Origin of the sequence: Sphingobacterium sp. G1-14 (genome assembly GCF_002196555.1) — a bacterium.
Taxonomy (GTDB): Bacteria; Bacteroidota; Bacteroidia; order Sphingobacteriales; family Sphingobacteriaceae; genus Sphingobacterium; species Sphingobacterium siyangense.
The window spans coordinates 1517349-1534449 of sequence record NZ_CP021381.1 but is presented as its reverse complement, the minus strand read 5'-3'; the positions used below and the strand labels follow the sequence as shown (position 1 = coordinate 1534449).

Sequence of the window (17101 nt, the reverse complement as noted above, 5' to 3'; positions counted from 1 at the left end):
ATGCGTTATAGGTAATTTTATCTTGACATCAAATCAATGATTTAACAGCCCTGCGTATGAGACCTCCCATGCATCTTTTCAGACGGATTAGCCGCAATCACATCCTGATTTTTATCGCGATCGTGGTAACTGTATATGGATCCTTTTTAGCGTCGGCATTTTACCTAAAGGTATATAGTATCGGGGTCCTTGTCCTGCTGATCCCTTTTTTGGAAATCCGCAGCCACCATGTGGTGCTCCAGCTTTTTGCTCTATTTTTTATCTGCATTCAGATCTGCAGCATAGCGGTGTATGACCGCTTACCCTATGAACTGCTGCTCAGTTCGCAGCCGCTCAAGCCAGCATTGAAACATGCCTTCCCTATCGCCCTCGGCAGCTGTGCGGTAGCCCATTTAATTTTCTTTAAACGTGCCAACCTGATTACGCTGTACGCCATCCAATTTCCACTGATGCTCCTGGCCTGTACCTGGTATATCCGTATGAACCTTATTATGAATAATTGCCAAAAGGTCGATAGTCCCAAAGCGGTCTATATCCAGGCCAAAGTCATCCAGAAATGCCCAGTCTGCTGCGATATATATGAATTATTGGTATCATTCACGTATGAAGATGAGAAATACCAATTTCCGGTCGAGGTACATCCAAAGACTTTTGAGCAGGCCAAAGAGGGCGGCAAGCTGAACATGACGCTGCATCCGGGTGTATATGGCTGGCCATGGTATCACAAAGAAATGAAAAGGAGGTACAAATGATCACAAGTTTATATCCACTGATGCTTTTAATAGAGACCTTTGCCCATATCAGCCCTTCCAGCCGAACCAAACAACTAGAAGCAATCGCTTCTGCCTGTACCGAACATTTGAACGACGCCCTGGCCCTCCATCGGCAATATACCCATGCCGATCAGGCGATCCGCGGCGTACAGCTCTACCATGCACAGCTACTTCGCCTGCATGAAGTGTTATATACCTGCTGCGATCTGTCCATTACAGAGGAACTTAATGCGCTTCATCGGGTGGAGGAACTACTGGAAAGTGTAGAATTTTTATTTAAGAAAGATATCAATCCCCTGACACCGCTACCGCAGCATCATGAAAAACGCATCAGGCAATATCTAGATCTTCACCTCGAAGACACCTTAGAGAGATTAAGGCATAAACAGATTCCCCTAGCTTATCTGGATGAAGTGCATTCTGCCATTGAAAGCCTTTTCCAGCGGGGCAAAATACCCTACCTGCAATATCATCATCAGCAATACCTTGTTCAGCTGATTGATGCCCTCAGGCAGCTGGCCCATGACGAGCGTCAGCATAAAAACTGGCCTTCCCGCTTTTTGATCTTGATGATCAATTTCAATTTTAACCATATCGGATTTTTAAATCGCTGGAAGGAGTCCTACGAATCCGACCCGGCCGCTACCGACAATCTATTGCGTTATCCGCAGCATTTCTCTGCCATCCCGGGCTTTGCCTATGATCCCAACCGCAGCACGCTGCTCATGCTGATGTGCCAGTATATTGAAACGGAATCGGCAGAGGATAAGTCATCCAGTGCTGTTCCCTATCGGTTTATCCATAGCAATCTGAATGGCAAGGAGCTCAAACTCTGGCTACATTTATGTGTGAAGGCCAAAGTCATGCGCTCGTCCGAGAAAAAGGAAGCAGCGGAAGAATTTTCAAAACTCGTGAAAACCAAGGAAGGCATACTGCTTTCGATACACAGCCTCACAAAGATGGACAGAGGTAGCGAATTTCCAGCTGCTGTCCACCTACGCAAAGTATTGAAGACGATGCTGAATGAATTGCACGAAAAGTTCCCCGAATTAAATGGATAAAAATCCATCCAAATTTTAAAAAGCAGGGGTATTCTCCCGTTACCCCTGCGCTAACAGGATTGATCATGTTTTAAATCTTGTTTAAAATCATTTCTGTCGGCTATTTTGCTACGCCATGCCCATAGCGACCGTTTCGTTTCCAATCCCCCTTCCCCTTCCATATAGCTATTTTAAACAGCTTCGTGGGCTCCACAAGCCCTACTTACTGCCCCTGCGGTCGGCTGAAATCCGATCTATCTTTGTTTTGAAGCGTACGAAAGGTAGAAGTTGACGCCGAAGCAGGCCACTGTACCCGAGCAGGGCGCGCAGGTACGGCGCCCTGTTTTTGAAAGAAAAAATAATAAAACCACGGGAGTAAATAATAAATACCCCCGGTAGAAATAATTAAAGCTATGGAAGCGAAAAAAACCAATACAACAATTTACAAAATCCTCCGGGCGGCCATGATCCTCTTTTGGGTTTATGTGGGTATTGAAAAACTCTGGCAGCTCAGTGCATTTCATATTGCACTGCAGCAACAACCGGTCATTAGCATCCTTGCGCCAATACTTTTCTGGTTGCTTCCGCTGCTGGAAATTGGCATCGGAGCTTTGCTTGGATTGCCTTCAGGCCGCTTACAGCATTTGGGCTGGGTAGCATCGACTATTATGATCACCTTATTTTCGATTTATATTGCCCTTGGCGTCCTCGATGTGTATGACAAGAAACCTTGTATGTGTACCAGCTTTCTCAGTCATATCTCCTGGACAGCGCATCTGATCTTTACCCTCGTTATTCTTGGTCTATCGTTAGTAGGCCAAATACTCAATCGTAAGGTTTTGCTTCACGGCCAAAGCAATTTAACCAACAAGACCGCTGTCGGCCTCTTTCTAACGGTTATTCTAGCAACAGGAATTGTAAGCTATAAAAACGCAACATTTAAACCAACACATGAAATCTGGTATATGCCAGACAGCATAGACCATGCTCCAGTATATGACAGCGTCAGTAGGCCTATAGTAGGCAGCCTGGCATACAGATACGATCGGTACACAGAACCGTACCGACAACAAATATTCACTAAAACGTTTGCAGGTCAAAACTTCACCAATCAATTATTGGCTTGCAATACAGAAAGGAGGGTAGCATTATGCTAACCAAATTTTTAAACAATTATGGCTACATGATATTAGGAGGAGCCATGATTATCGGATTCTCAGCATTTAAAGGTGCTGAGGCTTATGCAGGAAAAAAATTAGATCCTGTGACTATTTACTTCCATGGTGATCCTCAAGATGAGGATCAGGTTAAAGATGCCTCGCGTTGGAATACCACGCCCAATGATGAGGACTGTAACAGTGCAAACGTTATGGCTTGCTCTCAGGTAGTAGATGAATCTGATCTGAATGCTTCAGATCAGCTGAATCCAGCAAAGATTCAACTTGGCGCTACCGCAACTTCTGGAGGAAACTATATCCCATCTAGAACCGGTGGCAGCAGCTCAACTACATTTACTCCAATCAATAGGGGATAAATGAAATAAAGGGGTAGTCCGATCGGACTGCCCCTTCTCTATTTGTATCTACATTTTCTTTATTTCGGATTTTGTTGCATTCCCGTCAATCTAATAATATCTTCAGGAAGAGGAAGTGCATAAGCGTTGGAGTTTGGTTTTAAAGTAATCAATTGCCCATTTAGTTTTCTTGTTATTGAAATCTCCCCTCCTTCTGCATTCAACCGCTTTAGGTCCATCCATCTTAGCCCCCTATACAGCAATTCCTTTCTTCGCTCTTTTAGGATTAAAGCCAGTGCTTCTCTTTTGTTTTTTATCACATAAGGAATAAATGTGCCCGTTTTATAGCGATACCCGAGTAGATGGTTTAAGTCTGCCATTCCTGCCTCTACATTCCCCATTCTCACATTGCATTCCGCACGCATAAGATACAGTTCGTCCATTGCTATTCCCGAAAACATCTTGGAAGATCCTGCGTAACTGCCTTTGAAAGTAGTCGTTCCATCGGCTGCTACTTTGAAGTATGCTGACCTGCGTAAATCATTACTGTCATAAGAACGATACAGGAGCGTATCGGTCAATGCGCGCGAACTTGTCAAATTGATACTTACTAATAATTCAGCATAGAATAAAGTCTCCTTATTAAAAATCGTAAATGGGTAGGACGCTGTCATTTTCACTTCCGATAAATTATTAAAATCGAGCAGGTCAACATTGTACTTTAGGGCTAAATCAACATAATAATGGGCCGAATCGTAGACTTGCATCGATAGGTAAGCACGAGCCAATGTAGCATAAGCCGCATACTTATTGGGACGCATGACATGACTGGTTTTCTCAGGAAGCATAAGACTAGATTCTTTCAGATCTGTGATTACTTTTTCATAACACTCCGCTATGGATGACCGATACGATTGCTCATGAAAATCCGGACTGTTCCGCAGCACAATACCCATATCTGTTTTTGAATCTTGGGTATAGGCTTTTGAATAGGTCCATAATAAAGCCAGATATTGGCTCGCCCGATAAAATTTAGCAGAAGCATAAATGGCATCATATTGATTAGCATTACCTTCATTTCGATTGCTCTTTTTTATACGGTCCAACACAAGATTGCTATTGTAAATCGTATTATAAGAGGAGGACCAGTCATTTCCGAAATTCATATGATCATTCTGCCAGATATAAGTCTGTTGACCATAGTCAATCAATGCATCATATGCGGATTGGCTCAGGTAATAATTATCTGCCGAAGCTTCTCCAAAAGAAGGAAACTTCAGATTCATGATCTGGCTATCATCCAGTAGCTTTTGTAAGTCGTCCAAGCTATTGGGTACAGCCAAACCATAGTTTGACTGTACCTCTAAATATTTTTGACAGGCGGGCAAGAAGAAAACAACTACCCCTAGCCACAATATGTTAAGAAATCTTTTCATCATTTACGTTATTAGATCAATAATCAATTTTTAACCCGATGGAAAATGTCTTTGGTGGACTTAATCGGTACGGAAATTCCGGGTCGATTCCAATCTTATTTGCACGCCATAGTACCCCTAGATTGGCCGCGTTTGCCGACAGCCCCATATTAAATGCACGATTTCCGACGGGATACTTACTTTGCCAGGTCAACGAAACATATTCCAGCCGCAGATGATCCCCTTTATAGACATTGATATCAGCATATTGATAGAATGCATCCGACATTGATTTTATAGGATATTTCATCCCAGGAACCTGTGTATGTTGTTCATCCCCCGGCTGCTGCCATCGCTGATCAAAGTCTGGGTAGGCCGTACCGTTAGCAAACAATGAAAAATAGGACGTCACAGGACGTCTGACGTAATAGTCCCCCTTAAAACTGACGTTGAAAGAAAAAATCAAAGACTTCCAAGTCAGTGTATTGATTATATTCCCAAAGACCTGCGGTTTGGAGGATCCAAAATACACGATACTTTCATTTCCTTCCGGCGACGCATTAGCCTGGTTGCGTATGGCGGTATAGTTTGTACTTAGCTGACCATCCAGCAGGCCCTGCCCTTCCCCAAATTCATTCAACCCCATCCATTTATAAGCAGCCAATGCGTTCAGTGGTTTACCGACGATCGGTGTGATGGTATTTCCGCTCGAGAGAAAGGATGTGACGCTGTTTTGCAGATTGTAATATTGCGTTGTTTTGTTTCTATTCAGGCTTAATATCATTCGCGTATCCCAGTTGACCTTTCCGCTTATATTCTTTGAATTTAAGTCAATATCAAAACCTTCTCCCCGCATTCCTGCCAAATTCTTGACAACTGTACCCTGTAAGCCCCATGCCGTATAATCGTATTCGCTCAGTCCATATAGATCTTTGCCTTTCTTTATATAATAGTCAATACGCCCGGACAATCTTCCTTTTCTTACTGAAAAATCAAGACCAAAGTTAGTGGTTGCCACTCTTTCCCATTTTAGCAAGGGATCGTTCAAGGTACTTATCTGATACATTGGATAGCTGGTATAAGTTGCCGAACCGATATAGGCAATTGGATCTGGCGACCGTCGTAGATCGACGTTACCACTGGTTCCATAGGTTGTCCTCAATTTTAGATAATCAAACAGGGACAGATTAAAGAAAGCCTCCTTATGAATGTCCCAAGATCCGCCTACGGACCAGAGCGGCGACCATTTATCATTGGTCGATGCACCAAAGATATTAGCGCCGTCTTTACGCAAACTCATCGATAGGCCATAGCGGTCCATAAATCGGTCGCTTATATTGGTATAAAGTGATACAAATCGATTTACATTTTTAAAAAATTGCGGCGCTCCCGGTATCCGCCGCATCCCGTCATCCGGCAATGTTGGAAAGCGAGTTACAAAATCTACCGAAGTGCTTGACATCGGCAGTTCATTGTATCCATAGGCCGTATAGGAATTTGTGTTCGATCTGTTCTCCCGTACTTCGCCACCAAGAATACCGACCAGCAGATGCCGACCAATCGATTTGTTAAAATCAATTTGACCACGTAGCGTGTAAGACCTGCCCTCAGCAGCGGAGTACCGTTTTATACCACCGAGTGGAATGTTATATTTTGTAGCTGTGGTACCCGTACCGATGATTGTAAACTCATTGATCCACTTACGTGCTTCATAACTTTCCAAGGTATTCAATTCGTTATTTTCTGTACGCTGCTGCTGAATCTGTCCACCGACATTCAGGTGTAGGTAAGGCAATACCTTATATTTCAGGTTCAGGCTCGAAAACCATTCATTATTCTGCCGTCGGTCTTTCGCATATTTGTATTCCGACAGTGGATAGTATTCCCATGGCAGATAACCACTTGTATAGTTTTCTTTCAGATAACTGGCCCTATATTCCTTTTCAAATGGGATTTCACCACCATCCTCATTTAGAAACTGAAGATATGGCGCCTGCATACTGCTATAGCTTAACGATGAGAATTCAGGTTTGCCTTTTCTGCTATCCTGATTGGTATACAGCACCTGAAGATCCAACTGTAAATTGTCAGTAGGTCTGAAACTATTGGACAGCTGGATATTGACCTTTCTATCGAAAGCATCCAGTTCGGATTTATTCCCGGTATATCCAATACCAAACCCATACGAGTTGCGTGTCCCCCCGCCCGAGATATTCAGTGCGTGCTGATTGACAAATGGTACATTATAAAAAGCATCCATATAGTTTTGTCTTCCATTTTGCCCCATGAGTTTAGCTATACCGCTGGCCGAATCTGCCGGTGAAATCAGGTTGCGCTTACGTCGATCCAATAGGTCGATCACTGGCGACTGTGCCAGATAGGGCTGGTATAGCAATTCCGAATCGTAGTACCCCTTTTCAAAAAGATATTTCTCCACTGCTATAAAATCCGCATTTTGGAGTTGATAGATTTTATTTAGATCGCTATTTTCCTTCAAAATAACTGTATTTGACAATGTTATTTTTGTGTTCTGCTCTTTGGAAAAAGCGCCCTTTTTTGAAGTCATGACGATAACACCGTTCCCAGCGCGGGCTCCCCATATGGCACTCGCCGCAGCATCTTTCAGTATGGAGACACTTTCAATATTATTGGGATCAATATTACTGATATCCCCCTCATAGATAAAGCCGTCTAGCACAATGAGCGGATCCAGGTTTCCGTTAATTGTACTCAAACCTCGAACAGAGATATTCAGTTTCTGCAGGTCAGCATTTTGAATCGGCTGATTGTCGAAACGAATTGCTGTTGTCATGTTATTGAGCCTATCCAGAATGTTAGTTCCCACCTGCTGACTGAGCATCTTATTATCGACTACATCAATAGCCCCTGTCACCTCATTGGCTTTCAATGTCTGATAACCGGTGCTGACAATAGCCTCTTCCAGATAAATCTCCTTAGCATTTAAAGCCAATATCTTATGCTTCTCAAAAAATCCGGCGGCCACTGTCCTATCCACGAAACCGACACAACTGATCATTAAAGAATCTTTATGATTACCTACCTGAATAGCAAATTTTCCTTTCAGTGAACTTGCAGCCTGATTATGCAAGGTCTTGTTCCGGATAGAGGCTCCCACTAGCTCCCTACCATCTTTTGCTGAAACAATTGTACCCTGTACCCAAATTTTTTCCTGAGCCTTGCCCATGAAAAACAGTACGCTTGTAAAAAGCGCTGTCAACAACACTTTCATTACTTCGTATGTATAGTAGATACGGTGTAGAAATAAGGATATTCACCACTGTATTGTGTTGGTGTAAGTGTTATGCCATACTGTTCCAGCGCAGCTATCTTTTGTTTGATAGACAGATCAAGAAAGTTTCCCGGCAAACGCAGATCAATCCGTTCGGCACTTTTACCCTCAAAAATTACCGGCTTATCCAAAACAGACCTGATAAAACCAATCACACCGTTTAGGGGCATATTTTGCATGATCAAAGATTCATTGCCTTTATCCACACTATTCATATACATTCCGCCTTTGGTTTTCCATAGTGGACGCGATATATCCAGCGAAAGTGCGTATGAAGCAACAATACCTTTTTTTCGCTCAACAGCAACATGAAACCGTTCAATCAAAGCATTTCTAAAATAATCGAATGCTAACTCCTGTGTGATACTATCGCGCAGGTAGAGCTGATACCAAAACTGTCCTTTTGTTGTTTTAAAATCGTACATCAGATCGATAAATTCCTTAGTGATACGATCATCAAAAACGGAAAGACTCGATTGCACCCCTTTGAACGCATCAGGAAAAGCTAGCTGATAACAGGTATTCAGAAAGTAATTCCCCACCTGAAACAGTGAATTTCCTTCGCTGTAGGACACTGCGGGATACACCCCGAGATAATTTTCCCGATAACCCGACATCACCGAGCAAAATAGAAGTCCTGTTGTATCGACCAAAGGCCGTGTGTTTATCCGTTCAGGATTTTGGATTTCCGATTTTTCTATAAACCGGCTTGACACTCCAGTTTTTAAAAAATCTTTGATAATATCCTCTGTGATAGAACTTGCGTATGAATTGAGGACAAATTGCCCCGCTGGATTGATAATCCCTATCGTTGGCAACGTATTATGCGGAAAAAGCGACGTAAACAAGGTATCATTCAGTATTGTCGGCAATACTGGTGTGTAGTTAAAGTCCTCTTTATATTTCTTGAATCGCTTTTTTATCCGCTCTGGTGTATCCTTATTCCGCTTGCTGTTAACCATCACAACCTGTACCTTATCCTGAAAGCGCTGCTGGATCAATTCCATGTCGGGAATTCCTTCAATGCAGCTTGGGCAGCCTGTTGACCAAAAATCCAGCAGAATAAGCTTCCCTTTCAGATCAGCGAACTTGATTGTTTTCTTTTTCCCATTAAAATAGCTCAGTTCGAGCGACTGGTTCCATACCGCATCCGGGATCTTATCGCCCGGTTTTAGCGCAACGAGACTGGAGAGCCCATCGGCCCCGCTGTCCTTGCGGGGCGTCTGAGCTGATAAACTAAACATAGAAATTAAACATAAAAACAAGCATGTCAAAACCATGCGATAGGCACGCTTATAATCTGCGAAGAATAAAAAGTATTTTAAAGCCCGCTGAACAACTAAACTTACTGATCCAAGCAAAGTATTAGCTCGCAACACAAAAGCCTTACAGATCGACATAAAGCACCTTAAAACAGATTGTTCAAATTCTACTCCATACGTCAATCGACCATCTCCCATCTGCTGAAAAGCTTCGACCATCTTTTGAGCAATTCCTGCCGAATTTTTACATTTCATCGGTTTTTCATCGAGTCCGCATCGGGTTTTGATCGGTGTGGCCCGATGAAATCCCGATGAAAATTCGATACCAATAGCATGAAAGGTAGAAGTTGGGGCGAAGTTGGTCAGGCAAAAGTCCGAAGAAGGTAATTCCTCTTCCCCTCGTCGACTTGCCTTTGGCTCAGCTTCGAGACTTCTTCGGGACATATTCGAGACAGGCTTGGCACTTCTTCGGCTCGGCTTCGGCAGGGCTTCGAGTACGCTTCGACTCCCACCCGAAGCGCAGTCGAACAACAGTCGAAGCGTTCCGGAAGAAGAGGCGACGCTGGTACGACGCAGTGTCGAAGGATCCTCGAACAAAACCCAAAGGCTGCCCGAAGGATCTGCTTTTTTTAGAAGGTTTTGAGCGCCATTCGTACAGCGCTTTTTTAGCAGGATCGAAGTACCTTTAAAGTACGTTTTTCCTTGTCTAATTTTCTTACGCAAATTTTGCGTAATTAGTACTATATCTGTGCTTAAGTAGTGCTTCACAGGTACTTGAAATATATGGGTTATATAGCCCCTTAAAAAGGCTAAAAATTTCAGGATATTCATTATTTTTTTGTTAGTGGTTACTCAGATAACCTACCGAAAAACTCAGCGACTTTTTTGCTCAATTCTAGCTCTTTTTCGATGCGCTCTTCAGCTTCTGCTGACAGCTGCATTTTACGTAGTTCTATATGGCGATGATAGACGATACAATAAGCTATCAACATTCGATATAATGCAGTTGCAAATTCCTGCATTTCCTCATCTTTTAGGAGCCTATTTTCTCCTAAGCCACCATCAAGATACGCGCTCAATAGCTGGAGGATATTAGCAGAAATAGCGTCTAAGGCATATTGATTCCAGAATGCCTCAATTTCCTTTATAGGATCATAATCGACCTTATGGACATCATAAATCATTCGATCAAAAGCAAATTGTAGCGCTAAAATTCTGTTCATTTTTCAGTCTGTAATCTTTAACCGAAAGTACATAGCATCCCCTCTCCGATCGAAATCAGCTTTTTATTGGGAGCCTGATGTTACTCAGTTCACATTAGTAATAAATTAATTTATTCTGGGTGCCAGACTACGTTTGAATGAGGGGTCACAAAGGTGTATAATATTGGCGTTACGCGGTCCATGGCAAAGAGAAGCCAAATCCTATTTGGCCACACCAGCCGAGCTACTCGGGGGCAGTGATGATGTTCTTTGATTGTTGTTTTTTGTTCATAACTCGTTTATTTATAACGAGTCTTTTCTAGCAGGTATTAGAAGCAGCAATGGCGTGACATCCAACCTACTGTCAATGAGGCCCTGAGAAGCCCTGGAACGAGTAAGCGGACGCCACGCCATTGCTGACGGGCGTTTTGATCCACTTATCGCCTTGTTCCAAATTGAAATTTCTCAGGTTTCATTGACAAGACTCATAAGCGCATCCACCTATAAGATGGTGCAAATCTATTATTTTAATTACAAAAGACAAATAATTTACTTAAAAAGTGGCTTTAAACTATTTATAAAGCTCTTTTTATCGACAAATAATCGTATCTTTACTTCAAAGGTACCAAATTTGATTTTGGTTACAAACGGGTAACTTACCCGTATTTTACGGACTTATTTTAATCTGATAATTATGGGTGTTGTATTTCAAGATGAAAGAAAAATTAAACAAGGTGAAGTCGTAGCAAAGCTTCGAAGGATGCAAGGAATTAAGCAAGATGCACTAGGTAAAATGTGTCCAAGTAATTTTTCTCAACAGAAAATATCAGATCTCGAAAGTCAAATCGTCATTGAGGAACCTACGCTCGAAGAATTAGCCACCGCACTGGGTGTTACTGTCGAATTCATCAAAAATTTTAATGACGATAATGCAATTTATAATATCCAACATAATCATGATTTTAAAGATCATGCAGTTGCTCATCAAAATCATCAACCTATATTTAATGAGAGTTCCAAACTAACTGTCCTTTTAGAAAAATTAGTTCAGGACGATGAAGTTAAGACTAAAGCTATTTTGGATTTGACGAAGGTTGTTGCTGATTTGGCAGAAGAGGTAAAGAGGTTGAAGGGTGGAAATTGATCCGCTATTATAAGGAGGTATTTTAAATGAGCTATTGAGATATCGAACGAGATGTAGCGTAGTTCGGTAGCGTGCTTCGTTCGGGACGAAGATGTCTTAGGTTCGAATCCTGCCACCCCGACAAAAGCCACTGATTTTCAGTGGCTTTTTCTGTTTTCGGACATATTTCGGACAAAAATCACTTATTTTTCAACTTAATATTAAGATAGGTAAGTCTAGATTAGGGTAGTCTCATATAGTGTTTATCTTAGAAATTATAAAAAATCTAGTGGGCTTGGGGTCTTTTTCTTATCAATATCTGTGATATGTGTGTAGATCATGGTAGTCTTGATATTCTCATGACCTAGTAATTCCTGAACAATTCGAATATCAATACCGGACTGAATTAAATGTGTAGCATACGAATGTCGTAACGTATGGACTGTACCTTCGGTTTTGATCTTAGCCATTGATAATGATTTTTTTTAAAATAAGCTGAACACTTCTTTCACTATATCGGTTTCCTCTTTCTCCTTCAAAAAGATAGTCGCTAGGTTTATAAATTAGATAATATTCGCGTAAAATATCTAGCAACTTATCAGGTAATGAAACAATTCGGTCTTTGTTTCCTTTGCTTTGGTTGATACGTATCATCTTATCAGATGATCGGATATCTTTTATTTTGAGGTTTAGTAACTCACTAAGGCGTAGTCCGCAGCTATATATAGTTGTTAATATGGCCTTATGTTTAATGTTTTCCGTATTATCTAATAGTAGTCTGATCTCTTCTTTGGAAAAGAATTTTGGCAGTTTGTTTAAATGTCTTTTAGGGTATAAGTAATCAAGTTTAATTTTTTCATTCAGTATCAATTCATAAATTTTCTTAATAGCTCCAACTAAACCTTTTTGATAGGAAATACTGATTTTTTCTTTTTGAACTTTTTCATTTATAAAGGATTCTATAATAGTAATTGGTATAGATTCTAAAGAGGGATAATTATCAACATATTTGAGAAATAAACGGGCATAATCTTTATATGCTTTAACTGTATTGTTAGCATATCTTTGCGTAGTCAGCTTTTTTTCAAATGTTTTCAGTATAGTTTCGTTATCCATATAGAGATAACGATTTATTCATATCAATTGTTTCGCTTTACGGTATTTAATGTTGTGTCAATATGTTAAAATATAGTCTGTTACATCGTCTTTGGGTCTGTAAGGCGAAGTGCGTCTATAGAGGCGGATTGGCGAAATTTTTGTATATTAGCTTCGCTAAAGAATATGTTAGGCGACATTTTAAAACCCAAATAAATGCTAAAAGAAATTACTATAAATTCTTGGAGACAATATGAAAACATAAATATTAAGCTACATCCAAGAATTACAATATTAACTGGAGCAAATGGTGCTGGAAAAACTACTATATTGAATATAATAAACCAACATTTTGGTTGGCAAAATTTACTTGTTGGAACAGCAAAACAGGATAAAAAAACAGGAGGTTTAATCTATTTATCTGGAATCTGGAATAAAATTAAAAATACATTTTCTACTCCATCAAATAATTATTCTCAATATCAAAATCATCAAGAAATTGGATCTATAACTTATTCAAACAATATAATAGCTAGACTACTAATTCCAGATGTAGTTCATACACAATATGGTCTTCAAATTGAAAATCAACAACAACTGAATGGTTTCAATATTCCATCTCACAGACCAATATATAAATATCAGAATGTACCAAATATACGTACTTCAGTAATTACTAAACGACAAGCATTTGACCAATATCGATCTTCACAAGTTCAAAGATATTTTGGAAGTCATTCAGACAAGACAGAAACTTATTACATTAAAGAAACTTTAATTTCTTTAGCAGCTCTAGGTTATGGAAATCAAATAGTAACCCCTAATCAAGCATCAATTAAGATTTATGAAGATTTTATTAAAATTTTAAAAACTGTTTTGCCTCCTAAATTAGGTTTTAAATCTTTGTCTGTAAGAATTCCTGAAGTTGTATTAGAAACTGAATCAGGTGACTTTAGTATAGATGCGGTTTCAGGAGGTATAGCGTCTATAATAGATTTAGCTTGGCAAATTTTTATGTTTGATGAGTCTGACAAAAAGTTTATAGTTTCTTTTGATGAACCTGAAAATCATCTACATCCCGAAATGCAAAAAACACTTATACCTAATTTCTTAAAAGCTTTTCCAAATGTTCAATTTATTGTAGCATCGCATAATCCGTTTATAATTTCTTCAGTAAATGACTCATATGTTTATGCATTGACATATAATGAAAACAACAAGGTTTATTCACAAATTTTAGACAATATTGAAAAATCTGGTACAGCAAATGAAATTTTAAGACAAGTATTAGGTATAGAATCAACAACTCCTGAATGGGTTGATAATAAATTAGATGAAATAATAAATAAATACTCTGACGAAGGAGTTACTCCTGAAAATATTGAAAAATTAAAAAGAGAACTCACGGCAATAGGTTTAGAAAATTATATAAGCGAATCAGTTATTAAATTTATTACCAAAAAATGATTGAATTAAAAAAAACTGCTAAACCTCAATCATTAATTAATAATGGAGATAATTGGACAAAAGATTTAATGATTGATTTTTATCAAGCTAGTGTCATTGATAAAACAAAGCAAAATAAATATAACAAGCCTGATATTAAACAAGCATTAATTGATGAGACGAATGAGAAATGTGCATATTGTGAAAGTAAAGTAACTCATATATATCCTGGTGATATAGAACACATTATTCCGAAATCACTTTACCCTCGATTAACCTTTAGTTGGAATAACTTAACTTTCGGTTGTTTTTGGTGTAATAACAAAAAACGTGATTTTTTATCAAAAGAATGTATGATACTTAACCCTTATAAGGATAAAATAAACACACATTTACGAGCATTCGGACCAATAATTTTACATATAAATAACAGTAAACGAGGTGAAATTACTTGGAGACAATTAGAACTTAATAGAACGGAATTAAGAGATAAAAGGTTAGAAAAAATAGAAGAACTCAAAAACCTAATTGACAAATTAAACTCTGAAAATATTCCTGCTCTAAAATCACTAATTCTAAATGAAATTAACGATTTTATCAATAGAAGTGAATATAGCTTTACACTAAAGCAATTTTTTGAAGATAATGGGAGTGTAACTCAAACTGTGTCATTGGATAATTAACCAAAATCTAAAAGCCTCTATCAAGTTTGAGCCTATCCCCAAATTTAATGTAAAGTTGGGATATGGTCAAGCCCCAGTTATGCACTGGCATTGTCCACTTTTTAGAGATGTCCTTTATTATCAGAAACATCAGTTTCATAAGAGCCTGCTCAGAACTGAATGCACCTTTGGACTTCGTTATTTTACGGATCTGTCGGTGCATTCCTTCAATTGGATTAGTGGTGTAAATAGTCTTACGCACCTGCTCATCATACTCAAAAAAAGTAGAGAGATTGGTCCAGTTTTCCAGCCATGACTTAGCAGCTATGGGATATTTCTTGCCCCATTTCTCTTCAAAGACCAGTAGTTTTTCATAGCCCATTTCTTCGTTGACAGCTTTATAAACCGGCTTTAAATCTTCAATAACAGCCTTTTTGTCCTTTTCTGTAACGTAGCGCATGCTTGATCTAATCTGATGGACAATGCATAACTGAACTTTTGTTTTTGGAAAAATAGCTTCTATAGCTTCAGGAAAGCCCTTCAGTCCATCAATACAGGCTATCAGGATGTCCTCTACACCGCGTTGCTTTAGATCGGTGAGTACGGATAGCCAGAATTTTGCTCCTTCGTTTTCCGAACTATAAAGCCCTATCAGGTCTTTGCGACCATCCATTCCTATGCCCAGGATATTATAAATAGCCCTGGACTCAACTGTGCCATTCTGACGAACTTTGTAGTGCATACAATCAAGGAAAACAAAGGGGTAAACAGCTTCTAGCGGACGACTTCGCCACTCATTAACAGCAGGAAGCACACTTTCGGTAATACGGGATATTTCTGTGGCAGAGATCTCCATGGCATACATTTCGCGGATAAACTCACTTATCGCTCGTGTGCTCATCCCTTTTGCATACATACTCAGTACGTGGCCTTCGAGCTGTTCAGTAATGATCAACTGTCTTTTAGGTACTACTTTGGGTTCGAACGATCCTGATCTGTCCCGACCTGTTTCCAGCTCAAAAGTTCCGGTATGGAGACCACGGACCGTCTTTTTTGTCTTGCCATTGCGACGGTTACTATTACCTGAGGCCTTTTCTTCGTTCAGATGATTCTCCAGTTCGCCATCCATCATTGATTCCAACAGATGCTTCATCAACGGCGCTAAAACGCCATCATTAGGAGACAAACTTTTACCTTCGTAAAGACCTTGCATAGCTTCAGTCTTGAAGCGCTCAAAGTCGAATGGGTCTTTTTCTTTCATGACCGTGTCGTTTGAATAATTGAATATAAATAATCTTATTGAATTATTCCTTTGACACAGTTTATGTTACAGTCTCAAGATAATAAAAACGTCGCCTAACAAGGGTTTTGCAAAAGAGCGGGTTAAGTCTAAACTTCAACTTTTTTGCTTTCTATCCGCAAAAATCATTTTTTATTTGCTTAAAAAGAGTAAACTAGCAAATAAAAAAATGGTTTTGCTAACTGTAATGCTGAAAATTGAGCTTTTGTGCATTCTATTCCGCTCCTTCGCAAAGCCACAAAACGTTATTCAGAATTGTTTAAGTTCTTAATCTCCCGACGTTTTCGGTCTATGCTGTTTAATAATTTATTTTCCTCTTCTCTTTTAATTACTAGATCATGGAATTTATTGGGATCAAGTGTGTATGTGGAGTCAATATGCGATGTAATATTTGGTAACTCCAATTCCATCATACGGTAGCGCATTTCGTATGACTTTCTATCATCCAGTTGTCTACTTTTTTCGTATAGTGTGCCTATGCCCAATGAAATAATGACCGACAATACTATCATGACAATAATGACAGGCGTGGATTTCAGGTCAATCCCATAATGATGTTTTACATTGACCCGATTAGGAATTTCAGCGAGCTTTAAAACAATTTCTTTTTCCTTATCAACCAATTTATTTAGATTCTGTCCTGTCACATCTGCAATCTGGATTGCTAGATTCTGCGTATCCGTCCTACCAAGTACATATTGACTTAGTTTCTGTTAGGTGTTAGTTTTGTTGTTATGAACAACTTTCAAGAAAAACGTGAGCGTATGCTGTCGCTTATAGCAGACTGGCAACAGAGCGGTAAAAGCAAGAAAGCTTACTGTGCGGTGCATAATCCGGAGGATATGCACCCAATATCCGGCTGTTAATCCAGGCTGAAAAGGAGCTGATATCTCTGCCATTCCGGCATTTATGCACCCAAAAACAGCGTAAAGGGAGCTGTTTAGGGAGAAATTCGGAGCT

Annotated in this window: 16 protein-coding genes; 8 read left to right on the top strand and 8 right to left on the bottom strand. The window is 39.7% G+C overall.

Annotated elements, in window-relative coordinates; translation table 11 throughout:
- The first annotated feature begins 56 nt into the window (after window positions 1-56).
- From CBM24_RS06465 to CBM24_RS06450, 4 genes are all read left to right on the top strand, one after another.
- On the top strand, window positions 57-752 hold the full coding sequence (locus tag CBM24_RS06465; RefSeq protein ID WP_157698390.1) for a hypothetical protein: 696 nt from the start codon (window positions 57-59) through the stop codon (window positions 750-752).
- Entirely contained in the window at window positions 749-1834 is a 1086-nt protein-coding gene (locus tag CBM24_RS06460) for a hypothetical protein (protein WP_088160588.1), read from the top strand. The genes CBM24_RS06465 and CBM24_RS06460 overlap by 4 nt, the downstream gene beginning before the upstream one ends.
- A gap of 392 nt (window positions 1835-2226) precedes the next feature.
- Window positions 2227-2970 carry a MauE/DoxX family redox-associated membrane protein gene (locus CBM24_RS06455; RefSeq protein ID WP_088160587.1) on the top strand — a complete coding sequence of 248 codons (744 nt, stop codon included), beginning with the start codon at window positions 2227-2229 and terminating at the stop codon, window positions 2968-2970.
- A gap of 26 nt (window positions 2971-2996) precedes the next feature.
- Window positions 2997-3347 (top strand): hypothetical protein, encoded by a 351-nt coding sequence (locus CBM24_RS06450; RefSeq protein ID WP_157698389.1) that lies wholly within the window; start codon window positions 2997-2999, stop codon window positions 3345-3347.
- Between the two features lie 59 nt (window positions 3348-3406).
- Here CBM24_RS06450 and CBM24_RS06445 read toward each other — a convergent pair whose 3' ends face one another.
- From CBM24_RS06445 to CBM24_RS06430, 4 genes are all read right to left on the bottom strand, one after another.
- Complete coding sequence (locus CBM24_RS06445; RefSeq protein ID WP_088160585.1) at window positions 3407-4765, bottom strand: RagB/SusD family nutrient uptake outer membrane protein; 1359 nt, start codon at window positions 4763-4765, stop codon at window positions 3407-3409.
- 13 nt (window positions 4766-4778) lie between these two features.
- Window positions 4779-7991, bottom strand: a complete 3213-nt coding sequence (locus CBM24_RS06440) for a SusC/RagA family TonB-linked outer membrane protein (RefSeq protein ID WP_088160584.1) — start codon at window positions 7989-7991, stop codon at window positions 4779-4781.
- Window positions 7991-10036, bottom strand: a complete 2046-nt coding sequence (locus CBM24_RS06435) for a TlpA family protein disulfide reductase (protein ID WP_157698388.1) — start codon at window positions 10034-10036, stop codon at window positions 7991-7993. Before CBM24_RS06435 ends, CBM24_RS06440 begins: the two co-directional genes overlap by 1 nt.
- Window positions 10037-10161: 125 nt before the next feature.
- Window positions 10162-10536, bottom strand: a complete 375-nt coding sequence (locus CBM24_RS06430; protein ID WP_088160582.1) for a hypothetical protein — start codon at window positions 10534-10536, stop codon at window positions 10162-10164.
- A 673-nt stretch (window positions 10537-11209) separates the two neighbouring features.
- Here CBM24_RS06430 and CBM24_RS06425 point away from each other — a divergent pair.
- Window positions 11210-11659, top strand: a complete 450-nt coding sequence (locus tag CBM24_RS06425) for a helix-turn-helix domain-containing protein (protein WP_088160581.1) — start codon at window positions 11210-11212, stop codon at window positions 11657-11659.
- A gap of 254 nt (window positions 11660-11913) precedes the next feature.
- Here CBM24_RS06425 and CBM24_RS27890 read toward each other — a convergent pair whose 3' ends face one another.
- Both CBM24_RS27890 and CBM24_RS06415 read right to left on the bottom strand, forming a co-directional pair.
- On the bottom strand, window positions 11914-12108 hold the full coding sequence (locus CBM24_RS27890) for a tyrosine-type recombinase/integrase (RefSeq protein ID WP_262507984.1): 195 nt from the start codon (window positions 12106-12108) through the stop codon (window positions 11914-11916).
- Entirely contained in the window at window positions 12101-12754 is a 654-nt protein-coding gene (locus tag CBM24_RS06415) for a tyrosine-type recombinase/integrase (RefSeq protein WP_262507983.1), read from the bottom strand. The genes CBM24_RS27890 and CBM24_RS06415 overlap by 8 nt, the downstream gene beginning before the upstream one ends.
- A gap of 195 nt (window positions 12755-12949) precedes the next feature.
- Here CBM24_RS06415 and CBM24_RS06410 point away from each other — a divergent pair, with 195 nt between their 5' ends.
- Window positions 12950-14200: an AAA family ATPase gene (locus CBM24_RS06410; RefSeq protein ID WP_088160580.1), complete on the top strand. Its 1251-nt coding sequence runs from the start codon at window positions 12950-12952 to the stop codon at window positions 14198-14200.
- Window positions 14197-14862: an HNH endonuclease gene (locus CBM24_RS06405; RefSeq protein WP_088160579.1), complete on the top strand. Its 666-nt coding sequence runs from the start codon at window positions 14197-14199 to the stop codon at window positions 14860-14862. Before CBM24_RS06410 ends, CBM24_RS06405 begins: the two co-directional genes overlap by 4 nt.
- Before the next feature lie 7 nt (window positions 14863-14869).
- Here the strand turns inward: CBM24_RS06405 and CBM24_RS06400 are convergent, their stop codons facing one another.
- Window positions 14870-16102 (bottom strand): IS256 family transposase, encoded by a 1233-nt coding sequence (locus CBM24_RS06400; protein WP_088160578.1) that lies wholly within the window; start codon window positions 16100-16102, stop codon window positions 14870-14872.
- A 284-nt stretch (window positions 16103-16386) separates the two neighbouring features.
- The gene (locus tag CBM24_RS06395; protein WP_232475699.1) at window positions 16387-16788 is read right to left on the bottom strand and encodes a hypothetical protein; all 402 of its coding nucleotides are present in this window, start codon (window positions 16786-16788) and stop codon (window positions 16387-16389) included.
- Between the two features lie 87 nt (window positions 16789-16875).
- On the opposite strand from CBM24_RS06395, the gene tnpA reads away from it, so the two are divergent.
- Window positions 16876-17007: an IS66 family insertion sequence element accessory protein TnpA gene (gene tnpA / locus CBM24_RS27885; protein WP_262507982.1), complete on the top strand. Its 132-nt coding sequence runs from the start codon at window positions 16876-16878 to the stop codon at window positions 17005-17007.
- Window positions 17008-17101: the final 94 nt, after the last annotated feature.